Annotated in this window: 18 protein-coding genes; all 18 read left to right on the top strand. The window is 68.4% G+C overall.

Annotated features, from left to right (window positions below; genetic code table 11):
- The first annotated feature begins 52 nt into the window (after window positions 1-52).
- The 18 genes from PCQ86_RS16255 to PCQ86_RS16170 all read left to right on the top strand — a co-directional run bounded on the left by PCQ86_RS16255 (window position 53) and on the right by PCQ86_RS16170 (window position 21,106).
- The gene (locus tag PCQ86_RS16255) at window positions 53-2,038 is read left to right on the top strand and encodes an NADH-ubiquinone oxidoreductase-F iron-sulfur binding region domain-containing protein (protein ID WP_270174209.1); all 1,986 of its coding nucleotides are present in this window, start codon (window positions 53-55) and stop codon (window positions 2,036-2,038) included.
- Window positions 2,035-4,926 carry a formate dehydrogenase subunit alpha gene (gene fdhF / locus PCQ86_RS16250; RefSeq protein ID WP_270174208.1) on the top strand — a complete coding sequence of 964 codons (2,892 nt, stop codon included), beginning with the start codon at window positions 2,035-2,037 and terminating at the stop codon, window positions 4,924-4,926. Before PCQ86_RS16255 ends, fdhF begins: the two co-directional genes overlap by 4 nt.
- A gap of 21 nt (window positions 4,927-4,947) precedes the next feature.
- Window positions 4,948-5,529, top strand: coding sequence for a DUF3305 domain-containing protein (locus PCQ86_RS16245; protein ID WP_047349800.1), 582 nt, complete (start codon window positions 4,948-4,950; stop codon window positions 5,527-5,529).
- Window positions 5,522-6,205, top strand: a complete 684-nt coding sequence (locus PCQ86_RS16240; protein ID WP_011806568.1) for a DUF3306 domain-containing protein — start codon at window positions 5,522-5,524, stop codon at window positions 6,203-6,205. Before PCQ86_RS16245 ends, PCQ86_RS16240 begins: the two co-directional genes overlap by 8 nt.
- Window positions 6,165-8,228: a 4Fe-4S dicluster domain-containing protein gene (locus PCQ86_RS16235; protein WP_270174207.1), complete on the top strand. Its 2,064-nt coding sequence runs from the start codon at window positions 6,165-6,167 to the stop codon at window positions 8,226-8,228. Before PCQ86_RS16240 ends, PCQ86_RS16235 begins: the two co-directional genes overlap by 41 nt.
- Window positions 8,225-8,863, top strand: a complete 639-nt coding sequence (locus PCQ86_RS16230; RefSeq protein ID WP_270174206.1) for a TorD/DmsD family molecular chaperone — start codon at window positions 8,225-8,227, stop codon at window positions 8,861-8,863. The genes PCQ86_RS16235 and PCQ86_RS16230 overlap by 4 nt, the downstream gene beginning before the upstream one ends.
- Window positions 8,864-9,037: 174 nt before the next feature.
- Window positions 9,038-9,250, top strand: coding sequence for a formate dehydrogenase (locus PCQ86_RS16225; protein ID WP_103737094.1), 213 nt, complete (start codon window positions 9,038-9,040; stop codon window positions 9,248-9,250).
- A gap of 21 nt (window positions 9,251-9,271) precedes the next feature.
- Window positions 9,272-12,241: a formate dehydrogenase subunit alpha gene (locus PCQ86_RS16220; protein WP_270174205.1), complete on the top strand. Its 2,970-nt coding sequence runs from the start codon at window positions 9,272-9,274 to the stop codon at window positions 12,239-12,241.
- Between the two features lie 10 nt (window positions 12,242-12,251).
- Window positions 12,252-12,872 carry a formate dehydrogenase FDH3 subunit beta gene (gene fdh3B / locus PCQ86_RS16215; protein ID WP_011806563.1) on the top strand — a complete coding sequence of 207 codons (621 nt, stop codon included), beginning with the start codon at window positions 12,252-12,254 and terminating at the stop codon, window positions 12,870-12,872.
- Complete coding sequence (locus PCQ86_RS16210) at window positions 12,869-13,102, top strand: lipoprotein (RefSeq protein ID WP_047349804.1); 234 nt, start codon at window positions 12,869-12,871, stop codon at window positions 13,100-13,102. The genes fdh3B and PCQ86_RS16210 overlap by 4 nt, the downstream gene beginning before the upstream one ends.
- 13 nt (window positions 13,103-13,115) lie before the next feature.
- Window positions 13,116-14,321 (top strand): formate dehydrogenase subunit gamma, encoded by a 1,206-nt coding sequence (locus tag PCQ86_RS16205; RefSeq protein WP_270174204.1) that lies wholly within the window; start codon window positions 13,116-13,118, stop codon window positions 14,319-14,321.
- Window positions 14,318-14,710 carry a hypothetical protein gene (locus PCQ86_RS16200; RefSeq protein ID WP_015914106.1) on the top strand — a complete coding sequence of 131 codons (393 nt, stop codon included), beginning with the start codon at window positions 14,318-14,320 and terminating at the stop codon, window positions 14,708-14,710. Before PCQ86_RS16205 ends, PCQ86_RS16200 begins: the two co-directional genes overlap by 4 nt.
- A gap of 114 nt (window positions 14,711-14,824) precedes the next feature.
- A complete protein-coding gene (locus PCQ86_RS16195) occupies window positions 14,825-15,715 on the top strand; it encodes a formate dehydrogenase accessory sulfurtransferase FdhD (protein WP_015914105.1) in 891 nt (296 codons plus the stop codon).
- Between the two features lie 72 nt (window positions 15,716-15,787).
- The gene (locus PCQ86_RS16190; RefSeq protein WP_270174203.1) at window positions 15,788-18,361 is read left to right on the top strand and encodes an ABC transporter permease; all 2,574 of its coding nucleotides are present in this window, start codon (window positions 15,788-15,790) and stop codon (window positions 18,359-18,361) included.
- 8 nt (window positions 18,362-18,369) lie between these two features.
- Window positions 18,370-18,597 (top strand): hypothetical protein, encoded by a 228-nt coding sequence (locus tag PCQ86_RS16185; RefSeq protein WP_015914103.1) that lies wholly within the window; start codon window positions 18,370-18,372, stop codon window positions 18,595-18,597.
- 45 nt (window positions 18,598-18,642) lie between these two features.
- Window positions 18,643-20,214 (top strand): bifunctional aminoglycoside phosphotransferase/ATP-binding protein, encoded by a 1,572-nt coding sequence (locus PCQ86_RS16180; protein WP_270174202.1) that lies wholly within the window; start codon window positions 18,643-18,645, stop codon window positions 20,212-20,214.
- A gap of 43 nt (window positions 20,215-20,257) precedes the next feature.
- Window positions 20,258-20,644: a TraR/DksA family transcriptional regulator gene (locus PCQ86_RS16175; RefSeq protein ID WP_015914101.1), complete on the top strand. Its 387-nt coding sequence runs from the start codon at window positions 20,258-20,260 to the stop codon at window positions 20,642-20,644.
- 36 nt (window positions 20,645-20,680) lie between these two features.
- Complete coding sequence (locus PCQ86_RS16170) at window positions 20,681-21,106, top strand: group II truncated hemoglobin (protein WP_011806554.1); 426 nt, start codon at window positions 20,681-20,683, stop codon at window positions 21,104-21,106.
- Window positions 21,107-21,184 lie beyond the last annotated feature (78 nt).

Genomic DNA, 21,184 nt, shown 5'->3' with positions numbered 1-21,184 from the left:
GCCGCGGGGGGCGCGGCGCACACTGCCTGCGCTTCCTTTTCCCCGCGATTCCATGATCTCCCGACCCGAATTCACCGCCGTGCCCGTGGCCACGGCAGACGATCTGCGCGAGCGCCTGCGCCGCAAGGCTCACCTCAAAGGCCGCCAGCCCGAGGCCTTTGCCCTGGCCGAGGTGCAGACGCTGATCGGCGCGCGCCCGCCCGAGGGCTATGCGCGCGACCGGCTTATCGAGCACCTGCACCTGATCAACGATCGCCACGGCGCGCTGTACGAGCGGCACCTGGTGGCGCTGGCGCGCCTGATGAACCTGCCCATGGCCGAGGTGTACGAGGTGGCAAGCTTCTACCACCACTTCGAGGTGCTGCGCGACGCCGACGGGCCGCCGCGCCTGGTGCTGCGCGTGTGCAACGGGCTGTCCTGCTGCATGGCCGGGGCCGACGCGTTGCTGGCCGAACTGCCTGGGCGGCTGAGCGCCGCGGGCCATGGCGACGTGCGTGTGCAGGCCGCGCCGTGCGTGGGCCGCTGTGAGCAGGCGCCTGTGGCCGTGGTGCACCAGTGCCCGGTGCCGCGTGCCACGCTGGGGGCGGTGCTGGAGCGGGTCGATTTGATGCCGGATCGGGCTCAGGCCCAGCACCCTCAAGCGCCGACAGCTCCTGTTTTTGAAGCGCTGCCGCAAACGGCGATCACGCGCGGGCCGGAGGCGGTCGCGCCGCCGTGGGTGGGATTGGCCGCCTATCGGGCGCGCGGCGGCTATGCGTTGGCCGCCGGCCTGGCGCAGGGGCACGTGCCGGCCGACGGCGTGCTTGCGGCCATGGAGGACTCGGGCCTGCGCGGCCTGGGCGGTGCGGGTTTCCCGGCGGGGCGCAAGTGGCGCATCGTGCGCGAGCAGGCGGCCCTTGCCGGGCGCCAGGCCGCCCCAAGCGAGGCAGCGGCCCCCTCGGCGGGCAGCGGACCACGCGAAGCCGGGGAGCGTGGGGGCGTGGCCCTCATGGCGGTGAACATCGACGAGGGTGAGCCCGGCACGTTCAAGGACCGCACTTACCTGGAGCGTGACCCCCACCGTTTCCTGGAGGGTGTGCTGGTGGCTGCACAGGTGGTGGGCACCGCGCAGGTGTACATCTACCTGCGCGACGAATACCACGGCTGCCGCGCCCTCCTGCAGGCAGCGATTGCCGAACTGCAGGCCGACCCGCCGTGCGCCTTGCCGCGCATTGAGCTGCGCCGCGGGGCAGGCGCCTACATCTGCGGCGAGGAGTCCGCGATGATCGAGAGCATCGAAGGCAAGCGCGGCGAGCCGCGCATGCGCCCGCCCTATATCGCCCAGGTGGGGTTGTTCGGCCGGCCCACGCTGGAGCACAACTTTGAGACGCTGTACTGGGTGCGCGACATCGTGGAAAAGGGCCCCCAGTGGTTTGCCAGCTTCGGCCGCCACGGGCGCAGGGGGCTGCGCAGCTTCAGCGTGAGCGGGCGGGTGAAGGAACCCGGCGTGAAGCTGGCGCCCGCGGGCATCACGCTGCGTGAACTGGTGGATGAATACTGCGGCGGCATGGCCGACGGGCACGTGCTGTATGCCTACCTGCCAGGTGGCGCGTCGGGCGGCATCCTGCCGGCGCGGCTGGCCGATGTGCCGCTGGACTTCGACACGCTGCAGCCGCACGGCTGCTTCATCGGATCGGCGGCCGTGATCGTGCTCAGCCAGCACGACCGCGCGCGCGATGCGGCGCTGAACATGATGCGTTTTTTTGCGCACGAGAGCTGCGGCCAGTGCACGCCGTGCCGCGTGGGAACGGCCAAGGCCGCGCAGCTCATGCAGGCACCGCTGTGGGACGAGGACACGCTGGACGACCTGGCGCAGGTGATGGCCGACGCTTCCATCTGCGGGCTGGGGCAGGCGGCACCCAACCCGATCCGCTGCATCCACAAGTACTTTGCGCATGAGGTGGGCGAGGGCCCCTGGCCCGGTGACCTGCCGCTGCCGCGTGGCGGCGTGCGCACCGAGCGCATTCCGCCCGCCGCAGTGCCGGAGGATCGCCCATGAGCGCCGCACCGCACACCGGCGCAGGCGCCGTGCCGTTCGAGCTCGACGGCGAACTCTTGCAGGCCCTTCCGGGCGAAACCCTGTGGCAGGCCGCGCGCCGCCACGGCGTGCAGATCCCCCACCTGTGCCACACCGATGGCCTGCGGCCCGACGGTAACTGCCGCGCCTGCGTGGTGGAGATCGAGGGCGAGCGCACGCTGGCGCCCAGCTGCTGCCGCGCGCCCACGCCCGGCATGCGCGTGCACGCCCAGAGCCCCCGCGCGCTCAAGAGCCAGCAGATGGTGCTGGAACTGCTGCTGTCCGACATGCCAGAGACCGGCTACAAGTGGAACGACGCTACAAAAATAATAGCTGATAGCGCTTACCAGGAGAGCGCTGGAGCACAATTTGACCAAGTACCAACGCCCCCGGGGCAGCATGGCGAGTTGAGCGCCTGGGCCGATGCGCTGGGCGTGGCCGTGCGCCCCGCACTGGCCGCACTGCGCCGCGCGCAGCCAGCGCCTGACCTGAGCCACCCGGCCATGGCCGTGCACCTGGACGCGTGCATCCAGTGCAACCGCTGCGTGCGCGCCTGCCGCGAGGAACAGGTCAACGACGTGATCGGCTATGCACTGCGCGGAGCCGACAGCAAGATCGTCTTCGACCTGGACGACTCCATGGGCGCCAGCACCTGTGTGGCCTGCGGCGAATGCGTGCAGGCCTGCCCCACGGGCGCGCTGAGTCCCAAGACCCACATCGGCCCGCAGAAGGTGGACCGCACGGTGGACTCGGTCTGCCCGTTCTGCGGCGTGGGCTGCCTCGTCACCTACCACGTGAAGGACGAAAAAATCGTGCGCGTGGACGGCCGTGACGGCCCGGCCAACCGGGGCCGCCTGTGCGTGAAGGGGCGCTTCGGCTTTGACTACGCGCACCACCCGCAGCGCCTCACGGTGCCGCTGGTGCGCAAACCTGGCGTTCCCAAGGACTGGCAGGGCGCTGTGAGGCCCGAGGACTGGCGCGAGGTCTTCCGCGAGGCGACCTGGGACGAGGCACTGCAGCGCGCCGCAGGCGGACTGCGTGCGCTGCGCGATGCGCACGGCCCCAAGGCGCTGGCGGGGTTTGGCTCGGCCAAGGGCAGCAACGAAGAGGCCTACCTGTTCCAGAAGCTGGTGCGCACCGGCTTTGGCAGCAACAACGTGGACCATTGCACGCGCCTGTGTCACGCCTCCAGCGTGGCGGCGCTGCTGGAGGGCGTGGGCTCGGGCGCGGTGAGCAACCCGGTGAGCGACGTGGCGCATGCCGAGGTTATTCTGGTGATCGGCTCCAACCCCACATCCAACCACCCCGTGGCCGCCACATGGATCAAGAATGCCGCCCGGCGGGGTGCAAAGATCGTGCTGGCCGACCCGCGCGTGACCGACATCGGGCGCCACGCCTGGCGCGTGCTGCAGTTCCGGCCCGACACCGATGTGGCCGTGCTCAACGCGCTGATCCACACGGTGATCGAGGAGGGCCTGGCCGACGAGGCCTTCATCCGTGACCGTGCGCTCAACTACGAGGCCCTGCGAGAGAACGTGCGCGCCTACAGCCCTGAGGCCATGGCGCCGCTCTGCGGCATTCCCGCGGACACGCTGCGTGAGGTGGCGCGCGCGTTCGCCACGGCCAAGGCTTCGATGATCCTCTGGGGCATGGGCGTGAGCCAGCATGTGCATGGCACCGACAACGTGCGCTGCCTGATTGCCCTCGCCACCGTCACCGGGCAAATCGGCCGGCCCGGCACGGGCTTGCATCCGCTGCGCGGCCAGAACAACGTGCAGGGCGCAAGCGACGCGGGCCTGATCCCGATGATGTTCCCCAACTACCAGCGCGTGGACAACGCCGAGGCGCGCGCGTGGTTCGAGCAGTTCTGGGGCTTGCCGCTGGACGACGCGCCGGGTTACACCGTGGTCGAGATCATGCACAAGGCCCTGGCCCATGAGGCCGACCCGCACAAGGTGCGCGGCATGTACATCATGGGCGAGAACCCGGCCATGAGCGACCCTGACCTGAACCATGCGCGCCAGGCGCTCGCGAGCCTGGCGCACCTCGTGGTGCAGGACATCTTCTTGACCGAAACCGCCTGGCTGGCCGACGTGGTGCTGCCCGCCAGCGCCTGGCCCGAGAAGACCGGCAGCGTGAGCAACACCGACCGCATGGTGCAGCTGGGCCGGCGCGCGCTCACGCCACCGGGTGACGCGCGGCCCGATCTGTGGATCGTGCAACAGATGGCGAAGGGCATGGGCCTGGCCTGGGACTACGAGGGCGCAGAAGCTGGCGTGGCTGCCGTCTACGAGGAAATGCGCCAGGCCATGGCCGGCGCCATCGCGGGTATCAGTTGGGACCGGCTAGAGCGCGAGTCCAGCGTGACCTACCCCTGCCTCTCGGCCGAGGACCCGGGCCAGCCCATCGTATTCACCGAGCGCTTTCCCACCCCCACGGGCCGTGTGACGCTGGTGCCGGCCGACATCATCCCGGCCGACGAGCGGCCCGATGCCGACTACCCGCTGGTGCTCATCACGGGCCGCCAGCTGGAGCACTGGCACACGGGCAGCATGACGCGGCGATCGGCCGTGCTCGACGCCATCGAGCCGCACGCCACGGCCTCGCTGCACGGCGACGAACTGGCGCGCCTAGGGCTGGCGCCGGGCGACTGGGCGGCGATCCGCTCGCGCCGCGGTGCCGTGCAGGTGCGTGTGCGCCGCGACGACGGCACGCCGCGCGGTGCGGTGTTCATGCCGTTTGCCTATGTGGAAGCGGCGGCCAACCTGCTCACCAATGCGGCGCTGGACCCGTTCGGGAAGATCCCCGAGTTCAAGTATTGCGCCGTGGCCGTGCGGGGCATTGCGCCGCCGCAGGGGCAGGGCGGCTGACTCCGGCGTACAGTGGCGCGCATGTCCTCCCGCCCCTTTATCTCCGTTGCTGTGGTCATGCGCCGCGAGCACCTGAACAACCGCTGGCAGCCCTGGCGCTGGTCCCTGGGCGAGGTCGTGCCGCATGAAGACGTGTTTGGCACCACGCCCCGCCTGTTGCGCCAGAGCGAGGCCGAGGAGCACTGGCTGTTCCCCGGTTTCGCCGTGGAGCTGTTCCGCGACGATATCGAGGGCTACCACCTCAATCTGAGCGCGCCCGAGCCCTGTTGGTTCGTGCACTGGCGCATGGACGAGGAGCCCGGCGCGGACGGGCACCAGCTGGCGCGTCCGGTCGATGTGAGCCTGAGCTACCACGATGCGGGCCGATGGCTGGATGCGCAGGAAAACGTGGACCAGGTGCCCGCGCCCGGCCCGGTGCGCGAATGGCTTCAGGCCTTCGTGACGGAGCACTACCAGCCCGAGCCCAAGCGCCGCCGCCGGCCCGAGAGCTTCCGCCCACTGACCGACCGGTTCGGCAACCCCGCTTCCATCTCCACGGGCAAGACGCGCGGAGGCGGCGGTGGCGGTGGCGCGCCGGCAGAAGGCGAGGGCGGTCATGGCTGAGGGCTTCCTGGGCCGCTGGTCGCGGCGCAAGCAGGAGGCGCGAGACCCCGAAACCGCTTCCCAGACCGAGGTGGAGGTTGCTGCGGCGCCCGATCTGCCGCCGCAGCGTGAAGCACCTGCGGCACCCGTGCAGCAACTCACCGCACAGCCAGCAGCGCAACCGGCAGCCGCAGCGCGGCCGTTGCCTACGCTGCAGGACGTGCAGGCGCTCACGCCAGAGTCCGACTTCTCCAGTTTCGTGACGCGCGGCGTGGCGCCGGAGGTTCGCAACGCCGCCATGAAGAAGCTGTTCAGCGACCCGCACTTCAATGTGATGGACGGGCTGGATGTCTATATCGACGACTACACCCAGCCCACGCCGCTGCCGCTGAGCACGCTGCGCCAGCTCGCCAGCGCCAAGGTGCTGGGACTGGTGCAGGAGGACGCGCCGCAGGAGCGCGCCAGCGCGGCAAAGGCCAGCCAGGGTGCTGGGGTGATCGCGACGCCGCAGGCCGCGGGCGACCTCGATGTGGCACAGTCCGGCGTATGCAACGCCATTCCTAGCCCGCAGGCGCCGGATGCTGCACCGCAGCAGACCGCGCCCGCCAGCCACCTACCCGATGCCCAAGACGCTGATATGCGATTGCAACCGGACCATGCCTCTGGACCCCAGGGCACTGGGAACGGCTCTGCATGAGGAGCTGACGCTCCACTCCACCCTGTGCCGCCGCGAGGCCGGCGCCTTCCAGCAGGCCGTGCGCAGCGGCGAGACGGTGCTTGTCGCCTGCACCCAGGAACAACGCCTGTTCACCGAACTGGCCGAGCAGACCGAAGGGGCCACTTCGCCCCTGCGCTTCGTCAACATTCGCGAGACTGGCGGCTGGAGCCGCGATGCGCGCCAGGCCGGCCCCAAGATCGCTGCGTTGCTGGCGGCGGCCCATCTGCCAGAGCCCGAGCCTGTGCCCACCGTGAGCTTTCGCAGTGGTGGACGTCTGCTGATCATCGGCGCGCTGGATGCCGCCGAGCGTGCGGCCACGCTGCTGGCCGACGTGCTGGACGTGACGCTGTTCGCGCAAGGCCCCGGTGATGCCGGTGGCCGGCAAGAGCGGCGCTTTCCCGTGCTGGGCGGGCGCGTTGTGTCACTCAAGGGTTGGCTGGGGCGATTTGCGCTGCAATGGACGGCGGACAACCCCATCGACCTGGACCTGTGCACGCGCTGCAATGCCTGCGTGACCGCCTGCCCCGAGAACGCCATCGGGCTCGATTACCAGATTGACATGACGGCTTGTACCGGCCACCGCGATTGCGTGAAGGTCTGCGTGGTGGCGGGTGCCATCCGCTTCGAGCGCGAGGCCGAGGTGCAGTCGCAGGACTTTGATCTGGTGCTGGACCTGCGTCCTGCCGGCGCCGGGCCCACCTTTTTGCAGCACGCGCTGCCGCAGGGGTACTTCCGCTGGGACGGGCACGACCTGCAGGCGCTGCTGCGCCTGCGCGACCTGGTGGGTGAATTCGAGAAGCCCAAGTTTTTCAGCTACCGCCACAAGCTCTGCGCCCACAGCCGCAACCGTGGGGTGGGCTGCAATGCCTGCGTGGACATCTGCTCGGCCGAGGCCATCAGCAGCGACCCCGTGCGCCAGCAGGTGGTGGTCAATCCACACCTGTGCGTGGGCTGCGGCGCCTGCACCACGGTCTGCCCCACGGGCGCCATGGGCTATACCTACCCGTCCGCGCAGGACATGGGCACGCGCATCCGTACCCTGCTGTCCACTTACGCCCAGGCCGGCGGCCGACAGCCCAGCCTGCTGCTGCACAGCCAGGAGAGCGGGCAGCAGCTCGTGCATGAACTGGGACGCGCGGCCCAGTTGGGCGTGGCCCAGGGCGTGCCCGCGCACATGATCCCCGTGGCGCTGTGGCATACAGCCAGTGTCGGTATCGATCTGTGGCTCAGTGCCATCGCGCAGGGGGCGACACAGGTGGCGGTGCTGTTCACGGGGGACGAGGCACCGCAGTACGTGGAAGGCCTGCAGTCGCAGATGGCGGTGGCGCAGGCGTTGTTGCACGGCCTGGGCTATACGGGCACGCATCTGCATTGCGTGCATGCGCGCTCCGCGACCGATCTGGATGCGGGGCTGCGCGCGATCGGCGGCGCGTGCGGCAGCGTACCGGCGCAGGCCGCCCGCTTCACGCCGACCAATGACAAGCGCGCCACGCTGGAGCTGGCGCTGGATCATCTGGTGACCAATGCCCCCGCGCGCGAGTTGCCCGAGGCCATTGCGCTACCCAAAGGGCCATCTCCGTGGGGTACGGTGGTCGTGGACAAGGACCGCTGCACCCTGTGCCTCAGCTGCGTGAGCGCCTGCCCCGCCGGCGCGCTGCAGGACAATCCGCAGGCACCGCAACTGCGCTTCACTGAGCAGAATTGCGTGCAATGCGGCCTGTGCGAGCGCACTTGCCCCGAAAACGCCATCGCGCTGCAGCCGCGCATGCTGCTCACGCCGGAGCGCGGCCAGCCGCGCGTGCTGAACGAGACCCAGCCCTACGGCTGCATCCGCTGCGGCAAGCCTTTCGGCACGTTGCAGGCCATCGAGGCCATGCTGGGCAGGCTGGCCGACCACCCGATGTTCCAGGGTGAGGCGCTGGAACGCCTCAAGATGTGCGGCGACTGCCGCGTGATTGACCTGTACTCCGCCCAGAACGAAGCGAAAGTGACCGACCTGTGAGCAGCCCCACCACAGCCCACCTCTCCGCCCCGGCCACCACCTCCGCGCTGGATGAGGAAACCGCGCGCGCAGAGTTGTACGGCCTGTTGGCCCAGCTGTACTACGCCTCGCCCGATCCGGCCCTGCTGGATGCGTTGCGCGTCGCGGTGACCGAGGCGCCCGCCAGCGGCGCCTTTCTGCAGGAGCCTTGGCAGCAGCTCGTGGCCGTGGCACGAGAGCTGACGGACGGCGCGGTGGCCGACGAGTACGACGCGCTCTTCGGCGGCGTAGGCAAGCCCGAGGTGTTCCTGTACGGCTCTCACTACCTCAGCGGCTTCTTGAACGAGAAGCCCCTGGCGCGGCTGCGCACCGACCTGCAGCGCTTGGGCCTGGCCGCCCGGGAGGACATGCCCGATACCGAGGATCACATCGCCTACCTGTGCGAGGTGATGCGCTACCTGATCGCCGGTGACGATGGGGGCGTGTGCCACCTGGAGTCGCAGCGCACCTTCTTTGCCGCGCATATCCAGCCCTGGGTGCTGCAGTTGTGTGATGTGCTGGAGCAGCAGCCGCGGGCGCGCTTTTACGCCGTCCTGGCGCGGTTCACGCGCGCCTTCGTGGCAGTGGAGTCGCAGGGCTTCGACATGCTCGAGTAAGCGCGGCGCCGCACCTAGCGCGGAACGTGCAACGGTGCAGCAGGCCCATCGCCAAAGGCGAGCCCGGTCCTCGGGTGACGTTGCCGCATTGTGACCAATGTCATAGACTGTATGCATGCGGCTTCATACGCCGCGATTTTTTCCGTTTTCTTGCCAGCATTCCTGGAGACAAAAATGCAGGACCGCCAGCCCACCCCTTCCCGTCGTCGTTTCTTTGCAGGTGCTGCCACCGTCGGTGCCGCAGCCGCTTCCGTGGCCGTGCTTGCGCGCATGGTGACCACCCCGCAGGCTGTGGTGGAACAGGCCCAGCGCCCTACCCCCGAGCGGGGCGGCGGCTACCATGAATCGGACCATGTCCGCCACTACTACAACACCACCCGCATCTGATGCGGCACAGCGGGGTTCGCCATGTTGCTGACTAAAAAATCTTCCCATGCGCCGCAAGGTGCACAGGCCTCTTCCTCTTTCGTGCACAGCTTGCGGCGCGGACTCTCGCAGGCGCTGCCCACCATGGACCGCCGCGCGTTCCTGCGCCGCTCGGGCCTGGGGGTAGGCGTTGGCATTGCAGCCTCGCAACTTACCCTGGTCAAGAAGTCGCAAGCGGCTGAAGGCGCCAAGGTGGGCCTGGGCGACAGCAAGATCGAAGTGCGCCGCACCGTGTGCACCCATTGCTCGGTGGGCTGTGCTGTGGATGCCGTGGTCGAGAACGGCATCTGGGTGCGCCAGGAACCGGTGTTTGACTCGCCCATCAACCTGGGCGCCCACTGCGCCAAGGGGGCGTCAGTGCGCGAGCACGGCCACGGCGAGTACCGCCTGCGCTACCCCATGAAGCTGGTCAACGGCAAGTACGAGCGCATCAGCTGGGATACGGCCCTGACCGAAATCTCCGCCAAGATGCTGGAACTGCGCAAGGCCAGTGGCCCTGACAGCGTGTACTTCATCGGCTCTTCCAAGCACAGCAACGAACAGGCCTACCTGCTGCGCAAGTTCGTGAGCTTCTGGGGCACCAACAACTGCGATCACCAGGCGCGCATTTGCCACTCGACCACCGTGGCGGGTGTGGCCAACACCTGGGGCTACGGCGCCATGACCAATTCGTACAACGACATGCAAAACAGCAAGGTCGCTCTGTACATCGGCTCCAACGCGGCTGAAGCCCACCCCGTGAGCATGTTGCACATGCTGCATGCCAAGGAAACCGGCTGCAAGATGATCGTGGTAGACCCACGCTTCACCCGCACCGCTGCCAAGGCCGACGAGTACGTGCGCATCCGCTCGGGCACCGACATTCCCTTCCTGTTCGGTCTGGTCTATCACATCTTCAAGAACGGCTGGGAAGACAAGAAGTACATCCACGACCGTGTCTACGGCATGGAAAAGGTGCGCGACGAGGTCATGGCCAAGTGGACACCCGACAAGGTGGAAGAGGCCTGCGGCGTCAAAGAAGAACAGATGTTCAAGGTTGCCAAGATGCTGGCCGACAGCCGCCCCGGCACCATCGTGTGGTGCATGGGCCAGACGCAGCATTCCATCGGCAATGCCATGGTGCGTGCCTCCTGCATCTTGCAGTTGGCCCTGGGCAACGTGGGCAAGAGCGGTGGTGGTACCAACATCTTCCGTGGCCACGACAACGTGCAAGGCGCGACTGACGTTGGCCCCAATCCTGACTCCCTGCCAGGCTACTACGGCCTGGCCGAAGGCTCGTGGAAGCACTTTGCCAACGCCTGGGGGGTCGACTTCGAGTGGATCAAGGGCCGCTACGCATCGCCCGCCATGATGAGCAAGAACGGCATCACCGTCTCGCGCTGGATCGACGGCGTGTTGGAGAAGAACGAGCTCATCGACCAGGATTCCAACCTGCGCGGTGTCTTCTACTGGGGCCATGCGCCCAACTCGCAGACGCGCGGCCTGGAGATGAAGCGCGCGATGGACAAGCTGGACCTGCTGGTGGTGGTTGATCCCTATCCGTCGGCCACGGCGGCCATGGCGGCCATGCCCGGCAAGCCAGAGGATCTGAATCCCAACCGGGCCGTGTACCTGCTGCCGGCCTGCACCCAGTTTGAAACCAGTGGTTCGGCCACGGCATCCAACCGCTCGCTGCAGTGGCGCGAAAAGGTCATCGAGCCGCTGTGGGAAAGCCGCAGTGACCACATGATCATGTACCAGTTTGCACAGAAGCTTGGCTTCGACAAGGAACTGGTCAAGAACTACCAGATGCAGAAGGTCAAGGGCATGGACGAACCCGTGCCCGAGGACATCCTGCGCGAGATCAACCGCTGTGTCTGGACCATTGGCTACACCGGCCAGAGTCCGGAGCGCCTGAAGGCCCACATGAAGAACATGCATGTGTTCGACGTGAAGACCCTCAAGGCCAAGGGCGGCAAGGACAAGGAAACCGGCTACGACTTTGCAGGTGACTACTTCGGCCTGCCATGGCCCTGCTACGGCACGCCCGAGCTCAAGCACCCAGGCACGGCCAACCTGTACGACACATCCAAGCACGTCATGGACGGTGGCGGTAACTTCCGCGCCAACTTCGGCGTGGAGCGCAATGGCGAGAACCTGCTGGCCGAGGATGGATCGCACTCACTGGGCGCAGACATCACCACCGGCTACCCCGAGTTTGACCACGTGCTGCTCAAGAAGCTGGGCTGGTGGGACGAGTTGACCGACGCCGAGAAGACGGCGGCCGAAGGCAAGAACTGGAAGACCGACCCCTCGGGTGGCATCATCCGCGTGGTCATGAAGAACCATGGTTGCCATCCCTTTGGCAACGCCAAGGCGCGGGCCGTGGTGTGGAACTTCCCCGATGCGATTCCCCAGCACCGCGAGCCCATCTATGGCACGCGTCCCGATCTGGTGGCCAAGTACCCCACGCACGAGGACAAGAAGGCTTTCTGGCGCCTGCCCACGCTGTACAAGACGGTGCAGGACAAGAACATGGCGGACAAGGTGTACGAGAAGTTCCCGCTCATCCTGACGTCGGGCCGCCTGGTCGAGTACGAAGGCGGTGGTGAAGAAACCCGCTCCAACCCCTGGCTGGCCGAGTTGCAGCAGGAAGCGTTCGTGGAAATCAACCCCAAGACCGCTGCCGACCGTGGCATTCGCAACGGCAGCCGCGTGTGGCTCAGCTCGCCCACCGGCGCACGCCTGAATGTGCAGGCCCTGGTCACCGAGCGCGTAGCGCCCGACACCGTGTGGATGCCATTCCACTTCTCCGGCCGCTGGCAAGGCGCCGACATGCTGGCGCACTACCCCAAGGGCGCAGCGCCTGTGGTGCGTGGCGAGGCCGTGAACACCGCGACAACGTATGGCTACGACAGCGTGACCATGATGCAAGAATCCAAGACCACGATCTGCAACGTGGAAGCTGCGTGAGGAGACCGCAATGGCCCGCATGAAATTTATCTGTGATGCAGAGCGCTGCATCGAATGCAACAGCTGCGTGACAGCGTGCAAGAACGAGCATGAAGTGCCCTGGGGTGTGAACCGCCGCCGCGTGGTGACCCTGAATGACGGCGTGCCCGGTGAAAAGTCCATCTCGGTCGCCTGCATGCACTGCAGCGATGCGCCTTGCATGGCGGTGTGCCCCGTGAACTGCTTCTACCGCACCGAAGAAGGTGTGGTGCTGCACGATAAGGATGTCTGCATCGGCTGTGGCTATTGCAGCTATGCATGCCCGTTCGGTGCGCCGCAGTTCCCCTCGCAGGGCACTTTTGGTGTGCGCGGCAAGATGGACAAGTGCACCTTCTGTGCCGGTGGTCCCGAGGAGCACGGCAGCCAGGCCGAGTTCGAGAAGTACGGACGCAACCGCCTGGCCGAGGGCAAGCTGCCCGCCTGTGCCGAAATGTGCTCCACCAAGGCGCTGCTGGCCGGTGACGGCGACGTGGTCGCCGACATCTTCCGCACCCGCGTGGTCCAGCGGGGCAAGGGTGCCGAGGTGTGGGGCTGGGGCACGGCCTATGGTTCCAAGCAGGCCGGCCAGCCGCCGGCGGGAGCAAAGTCATGAAGACGCGTGCATGGCATGTTCTAGGCGCCCTGGGCGCAGCCGTGGCCCTGACGGCCTGCGGCGAAAAACCGCAGACCGGCGGCGGTGTGAAGTACGACGCACCGCCCTACGCGGGCACGGGCAGCAACTTCACTTCTCCCGACTGGAAGGCGGGCGATGCGGGCAGCTGGGAGCAAAAGCTCAAGACCCGCATGCAGTACGGCCAAAACGAATACAACCGCGTGCGGTGATGCGAGGTCTGCCATGAAACACCTCTTGTGTGCATTGCTGCTTGCCAGCGGTGCCGCGTGGGCGCAGGCCCCGGCGGCGCCCGCCAGCGACGCGGCAGCGCCCGCGGCGGCAGACGCTGCCCCTGTGCCGGCGGCGGTTGGTGCCGTCAAAAGCCAGAACATCTTCGACGTGAAGCCCGATGCCAGTGAGGAGCCGGGCTACGCCCAGCAGACCAACGGTGAGCGTGCCAAGGTTCAGCCGGGCAACAACGCGCCCATGTGGCGGCAGGTGCGAGATGGGGTGACGGGCTACAGCAGCCTGCCGGCGAGCCAGGCCCCTGAGGCCGGCAACCTGATCCAGCCGTTCGCGCAATACCCCGGCTCGCGCTACACCACGGCAGGCCAGGCGTGGCGCGAGGTGCGCAATAACTGGATCATTCCCTACGGCGCGGCCTTGCTGGGCATCACCGTGCTGGCGCTGGCCATCTTCTTTGTGACCAAGGGCACCCTGGGCCACGCGGATGCCGAGGCTGGCGGTCGCCGGATCGAGCGCTTCACGCCCTTCGAGCGCGCGGCGCACTGGTCCAATGCGATTGCGTTCGTCACGCTGGCCATCACGGGCATCCTGATGGCGTTCGGCAAGTTCTTCCTGCTGCCCGTGCTGGGCGCACAGCTCTTCGGCTGGCTGGCGTACGCGGCGAAGAACGTGCACAACTTCATGGGCCCGCTGTTCGCCGTGTCGCTCACGGTGATCATCGTCACTTTCATCAAGGACAACATCGCCAACCGCGCGGACTTCGTCTGGCTGTCCAAGGCAGGTGGCATGTTCACCCACAAGGAAGTGCCGTCGCACCGCTTCAACGCAGGCGAGAAGGGCATGTTCTGGTGGGGCATCACTATTCCCGGCGTGTTTGTTGTGCTGTCGGGCCTGGTGCTCGACAAGTTGATCCCCGGCTGGGGCCTGCTGCGCGGAGAGATGCAGATCGCCCACATGGTGCACGCCACGCTGGCCCTCTGGATGATGGCGCTGCTGCTGGGTCACATCTACATGGGCACGATCGGCATGCGCGGGGCCTACAAGGCCATGAAGACCGGTTACGTAAGCGAGGCCTGGGCGCGCGAGCACCATGAGCTGTGGGCCGACGATGTCCGCAGCGGCAAGATTCCCGCACAGCGCAGTGGTGCGGCTCCCGCCGCGCAAACCACGCCTTCCCACCCCGCCGTAGGAGGAACCTCATGATTTTTGCAGCAACTCTCGTGCGCCGCTGCACAGCGGGTCTGGCGCTGGCGTCGTTGGCCGGCGTGGCAGCCGCCAAGCTGCCGCCCCTGTCGCCCGAGGCACAGGCCAAGGCGGCAGAGACCGCCGCCAAGGCCGCATGGTCCGGCAAGGTGGACGCCTATAAGCTGTGTCAGGCACAGGACCGCGTGGTGGCGCACTACCGCCGCACCGCGCCGAACGCCGCGCCTGCGGTTTCTGCCCCCGCGTGCCTTGATCCGGGGCCTTTCAGCTACACGCCGCCGGAGGCCAAGCCGCTAGAGGCCGCGGGTGCTCACTCGCCTGCGGGCACGGCCACCAGCCCCCCCAACACGGCCGTGCCGGCCGCCGCCGCGTCGGCCCCCAAGAGCTGACCGAGCCGCCAGTCCGCGGTGCCTGCAGGCCCGTGGGCCGGTGACCGTGGCCTCTGTCCTGCACGCCCCGCCGCGCTCTGCGCGCCGGGGCGTCGTTACGTGTACGCTGCACCCATGACGCCAACGTCCCAACCACAGACCCTCTCTCGCCATGCCAGTGTGCCGCGGCTCACGCAGGCGGTTGCGCCGCTCACCCATGCGGTGCAAGCCATCAACGAAAGAGGCGAGCGCGAAGAGCTGCACATTCCCGCCGAACGCCCGCTCACGGTGTACGTGGATCGGCGCGAGCTGGTCACGCTGATGACGCTGGGCGCACACCCCGAACTGCTGGTGTTGGGATACCTGCGCAACCAGCGGTTGGTGGATTCCGTGGAGGAGATCGAGTCCATCACCGTGGACTGGGAGGTCAACGCCGCCGCCGTCGCCACGCGCCGCGGCATCGCACGCATCGAAGAGCGCACCGCGCGCAAGGTCGTCACCACCGGCTGTGGCCAGGGCAGCGTATTCGGCGGCTTGATGGACGAGGTGGCCGGGATACGCCTGCCTCCCGCGCAACTGACGCAGGCCGAGCTGTATGGCATCGTCAACGCCATCCGACTTCAGGAATCCACCTACAAGTCCGCCGGCTCGGTGCACGGCTGCGCCCTGTTCCAGGGGCCGCAGATGCTCGTCTTTGTGGAGGACGTGGGACGCCACAATGCCATTGACACCATTGCGGGCTGGATGTGGATGCAGCAGCCTGCCGAGGCCATGCAGGGCAGCGACAAAGTGTTCTACACCACGGGTCGCCTCACGAGCGAGATGGTCATCAAATCCGCCCAGATGGGGGTGCCCATCGTGGTGTCGCGCAGCGGCATGACGCAAATGGGGCATGCGGTGGCCAGCCAACTGGGGCTGTGCGCCATCGGACGTGCGACCAATCGGCGCTTTCTGTGCTACAGCGGGGCGGATCGGCTGGTGCTGCAGCCAGAGCTGGCACAGGCACCGCCTGTACCCGCTGCGTAGCGGCGCAAGGGGCCCTATGTGGCCAATGGCGGTCACTGAGGCACACATAGTGCCGGTGGCATGATGCACGCCATGCCCGCATCCCCCGCCTCCGCATCTTCGCAAGACTCGCCAACCGGCCGCATCGCTGTGCCATGGGCTCGCCTGGGCTGGCGCACGCTCTGGCGTGATCTGCGCGCGGGCGAGTTGCGCCTGCTCATGGTCGCCGTGACGCTGGCCGTGGCAGCGCTCACCTCGGTGGGTTTCTTTGCGGATCGACTTCAGGGTGGCCTGGCGCGCGACGCACTGCAACTGCTGGGCGGCGACGCAGTGGTGGCCAGCGACAACCCCACGCCCGTCGCGTTTGTGGAGCAGGCACGGGCGCTGGGTTTGACGGGCGTGACCACCCTGAGCTTTCCCACCATGGGGCGCGCGCCCGACCTGCAGGGCGGCGCCAGCCGGCTGGTGGCGCTCAAGAGCGTGGAGCCGGGCTACCCGTTGCGCGGCCGCCTGCAGGTGGCGGACGCCCCGCAGCGCCCCGGCATTCCCACACAGAGCATTCCGGCGCAGGGCGAGGTTTGGGTGGACGCTCCGCTATTGGAGTCGTTGGCGCTCCAGTTGGGTGACTTCCTGCTGCTGGGGGACACGCAACTGCGCATCACGCGCATCATCACGCTGGAGCCCGACCGCGGGGCGGGCTTCATGAACTTTGCCCCGCGCGTGATGCTCAATGCGATGGATCTGCCCGCTACCGGGCTGGTGCAGCCCGCCAGCCGCATCACTTACCGCTTTGCGGTGGCCGGCACACCGGACGCCGTCAAGCGCTTCACCGCCTGGGCCAGTGCGGCGGCGGCCGAGCCGGGCATGCGCGGCGTGCGTGTGGAGTCGCTGGACAGCGGCAGGCCTGAGATGCGCCAGACGCTGGACCGCGCGCAGAAGTTCCTGAACCTCGTGGCGTTGCTGGCGGCGTTGCTCTCGGCCGTGGCCGTGGCGCTGGCCGCCCGCGGCTTCGCCAACGAGCATCTGGACGCCGCCGCGCTGCTGCGCGTGCTGGGCCAGAGCCAGCGCACGATCGCCGGCGCCTACGTGATGGAGTTCGCGCTGGTCGGCCTGTTCGCCAGCGCGCTGGGTGTGCTGCTGGGCTTTGCGGTGCACCATGTGTTCGTGTTGCTGCTTGCGGGGCTGGTGGAATCGGCACTGCCTGCGGCCAGCCTCTGGCCCGTGGCCTTCGGCGTGGGCGTGGGCCTCACGCTGATGTGCGCCTTCGGCCTGCCGCCGGTGCTGCAGCTGGCGCAGGTGCCGCCGCTGCGCGTGATCCGGCGTGACCTGGGGAATGTGCGGCCCACGTCCCTGGCTGTGCTGGGCCTGGGCGTGGCGGGGTTTGCGGCGCTGCTGCTGGTGGTCAGCCGCGACTGGAAGCTGGGCGCGATCGCCGTGGGTGGTTTTGCCGCAGCCGCGCTGCTGTTTGCCGCGCTGGCCTGGGCGGCCGTGGGGCTGCTGCGCAAGAGTGTGCGCGAGACCACGGCGCCGCGCTGGCTGGTGCTGGCCACGCGCCAGATCGCCGCGCGCCCCGCCTATGCCGTGGTGCAGGTCAGCAGTCTGGCGGTGGGGCTGCTGGCGCTGGTGCTGCTGGTGCTGCTGCGCACGGACCTCATCGCCAGCTGGCAGCGTGCCACGCCGGCCACGGCGCCCAACCGTTTCGTGATCAACATCCTGCCGGACCAGGCCGAGGCCTTTCGCCAGATGCTGCAGCGGGCTGGCGTGGCGCAGTACGACTGGTACCCCATGTTCCGCGGCAGGCTGGTGGCCATCAACGACCGCCCGGTGGGCATGGACGACTATGAGGACGACCGCGCCAAGCGCCTGGTGGACCGTGAGTTCAACCTCTCCAACGCCCACGACGCGCCGGAGCACAACCCCATCGTGGGCGGGCGCTGGACCCCCGACGAGCGCGGCGCCGTGAGCGTGGAGGAGGGTATCGCCAAGACGCTGGGCCTCAAGCTGGGCGATCGACTGCGTTTTGACATCGCCGGCGTGCAGAGCGAGGCGCGCATCACCAGCCTGCGTCAGGTGGACTGGAGTTCCATGCGTGCCAATTTCTTCGTGATGTACCCGGTGGCGCAGATGCCCGACGTGCCCTACACCTACCTGGCCGCCTACCGCGCGCCGCAGCAGCCGGGCTTTGACAACGCGCTGGTGCATGCCTTCCCCAACATCACCAACGTGGACATGAGCGCCACGCTGGCCCAGGTGCAAGGGGTGCTGGCGCAGGTGATCCGCGCGGTGGAGTTTCTGTTTGCCTTCACGCTGGCGGCTGGGCTGGTGGTGCTGTTCGCGGCCGTCACCGCCACGCGCGAGGAGCGCGCACGCGAATTCGCCATCATGCGTGCCGTGGGCGCGCGTGCCAGCCTGCTGCGACAGGTGCAGCGTGCCGAACTGGCCGGCGTGGGCCTGCTGGCGGGCTTCCTGGCCAGCTGTGTGGCCGTGGCCGTGGGCTGGGCGCTGGCGCGCTATGTGTTCGACTTCAGCTGGACGGCCCAGTTCTGGGTGCCGATCGCCGGTGCGCTGGCGGGTGCGCTGCTGGCGCTGGCGGCGGGTTGGTGGGGTTTGCGCGAGGTGCTGCGCCGCCCCGTGGTACAGACGTTGCGCAGCGCAGCGCAGGAGTGAGGAGGGCCATGCCGCAACACGACACGCCGCATTGGGAACCCGACTGGTCGCAGGCGCCCGAGGGCTGGGATTGGCTGGCGCAGGACGAAGACGGGCGCTGGTACTGGTACCGCACGCAGCCGCAGGTGGGCGTGGGCGGCGGCGTGTGGCGCTCCAACTCGCGCAACCAGCAGTACGCCGGCCAGGGCCTGCCCAACCCGGCCTGGGACGCCTCGCTGCGCCATCGTCAACAATGATTTTGATAGCTGCCAGCGCTTGCTGGTATTGCGCTGGAGGCCAATTTGCTTATTGACGCAGACGAGAGTGCCGATCTGGCTGCCGCGCTGTGTCGGGCCCTGGGCGTGGCCGAGGGGGGGCCGGTGGAGCATGTGCAGACGCACCTGTCGCATCTGCTGCTGACCCCTACGCATGCCTACAAGCTCAAGAAGCCGCTGCACCTGCCCTTTGCCGATTTCCGCACGCTGCAGGCGCGGCGCCATTTCTGCGGCGAGGAACTGCGCCTGAACCAGCGCCTGGCGCCCATGCTCTACCGGGACATACTGCCGGTGGTGGGCAGCGCCAAGGCGCCGCGCCTGGGGAGCGTGGAGGAAGCCGGCAACGCTATCGACTGGGTGCTGCGCATGCGCCGCTTTCCCAAGGGCAGCGAGGCCGACGCCCTGGTGCGCGCCGGCGCGCTGCTGCCCGCGCAGGTGGACGCGTTTGCCGTGCATCTCGCGCGCTTTCACGTCGGCGCGCCGGTGGCGCCGCCGGATGGCGGCTGGGGCACGGCCGTGCAGGTGGAGCAGGCCATCACCGGCGTGCTGGACACGCTGGCGCCGCTGCTCGGCGAAGCCGAGAGCGCGCGGCTGGCGGCGCTGCGCATGTGGTTCAGCGCGCGCCAGCCCCTGCTGGCCCTGTGCTGGGCCGTGCGCCACGCCACGGGCCATGTGCGCGAAGGCCATGGGGACCTGCACCTGGGCAACGTGGTGCTGCTGGCGGGTGCGCTCACCGCCTTCGACTGCATCGAGTTCAGCCCGCCGCTGCGCTGGATCGACACGCTGGCCGACGCGGGTTTCTTCAGCATGGACCTGCATGCCCATGGCCGGTCGGACCTGGCCTGGCGCTTCCTGGACGGCTACCTGGCGGTCACGGGCGACTATGCCGGCCTGGCCGTGCTGCGCCCCTACGAGGTCTACCGCGCGCTGGTGCGGGCCATGGCCGCGCGCCTGCGTGCTGCGCAGGGTCTGGCGGGGACATCGGGGCCGGACTATCTGGCTTGCGCCGAACGCCTGGCCGCGCCGCTGGCCCCCCGCCTGCTGATCACCTACGGACTGTCGGGGTCTGGCAAGTCCACCGTCGCCGCCGCGCTGCTGGAGCAAGGTGCCGTGCGCCTGCGCTCGGATGTAGAGCGCAAGCGCCTGTATGGCCTGGCGGCGCTGGACCGCTCCGCCGCGCGGGGCGTGGACATCTATACCCCCGAGGCCTCGCAGCGCACCTTCGCGCACCTGCGCCAGCAGGCCCGCGCCGTGCTGCAGGCAGGCTACCCGGTGATCGTGGACGCGGCCTTCCTGCACCGGCGCGAGCGCGACGCCTTTCGCGCGCTGGCAAGCGAATTGGGCGTTCCGTTCACCATCCTGCATTGCCATGCGGACCCACAGCAACTGCGCGAGCGCGTGCTGCGCCGCAGCGCGGCCGGCACCGACCCGTCGGAAGCTAGCCTGGCCGTGCTCGCGCGCCAGCAGGACAGCGCCGAGCCACTGGCGCCCGACGAGCAGGCACAGGTGCTGGACCTGGCCACCGACCGGGCATGGGATGCGGTGGCGCTGTGGCGCCATTGGCAGGCGGCGGGCCGTGGCGCGGAGGGTGGTGCTTGATGTGTGTCAACATGTCCCGTATCGCCAGTGGCATGCTGAAACCATGAACACCACCCCTCTCTCCGATTCCCAACGCGAACAGCTGCGCGGTGCGCTGGAGCAGCGCAAGCAGCAATTGCTGGCCGAACTGGGCGAGGCCCAGCGCGACACGCTGGCCGTGGCCACCAACCGCGCCGATGCCGAGCGGCTGGACGACCGCAAGGACCAGGCCGACCGCATGGCGCAAGCCACCGTGCGCGACGCCGAGGCCACGCGCGACCACGACGAGCTGGTGGCGGTGCGCGCGGCCCTGGCACGCCTGGCCGACGGCAGCTATGGCGAGTGCACCGACTGCGGCCAGCCCGTGGGCGTGGCCCGCCTGCTGGCCCAGCCCGCGGCGGCGCGCTGCATTGCCTGCCAGTCCAAGGCCGAGGCGCGCGGCGAGCGTTGACAGCCCCGAGGAAGCGGCGCCGGCCCGTTTTCTACAATGCCGCGTATGTCAGCACCTGATCCCGCGCCGTCCGCCCCCACGCCTGCCACACCGTTCGAGCGGATCGGCGGTGAGCCGCGCATCCGCCAACTGGTGGACCGTTTCTACGACCTCATGGACCTGGAGCCCGGCTACGCCGAGCTGCGTGCCAGCCACGGCACTACGCTGGATGACGCGCGCGACAAGCTGTTCTGGTTCCTCTGCGGTTGGCTGGGCGGGCCCGACCATTACCAGAGCCGCTTCGGCCACCCGCGTTTGCGCGCGCGCCATATGCCGTTTTCCATCGGCATCCTGGAGCGGGACCAGTGGGTCGCCTGCATGGACCAGGCCATGGGGGAAGTGGACGTGCCCGACGACCTGCGCGCGCGCCTGAACGAGAGCTTCATGGGCACGGCCGACTGGATGCGCAACCGCGGCGGTTGAAATAGCTATTGATTCAATAGCTATTGGCGCTTGTGGCAAGCGCGGTGAAGACGGATGCGACAGGCGGACTCTTGGCGT

It is taken from the genome of Diaphorobacter sp. ED-3 (assembly GCF_027625375.1).
In the GTDB taxonomy this organism is placed as follows: Bacteria; Pseudomonadota; Gammaproteobacteria; order Burkholderiales; family Burkholderiaceae_C; genus Diaphorobacter; species Diaphorobacter nitroreducens.
This window is presented reverse-complemented; position numbering and strand designations above follow the sequence as displayed.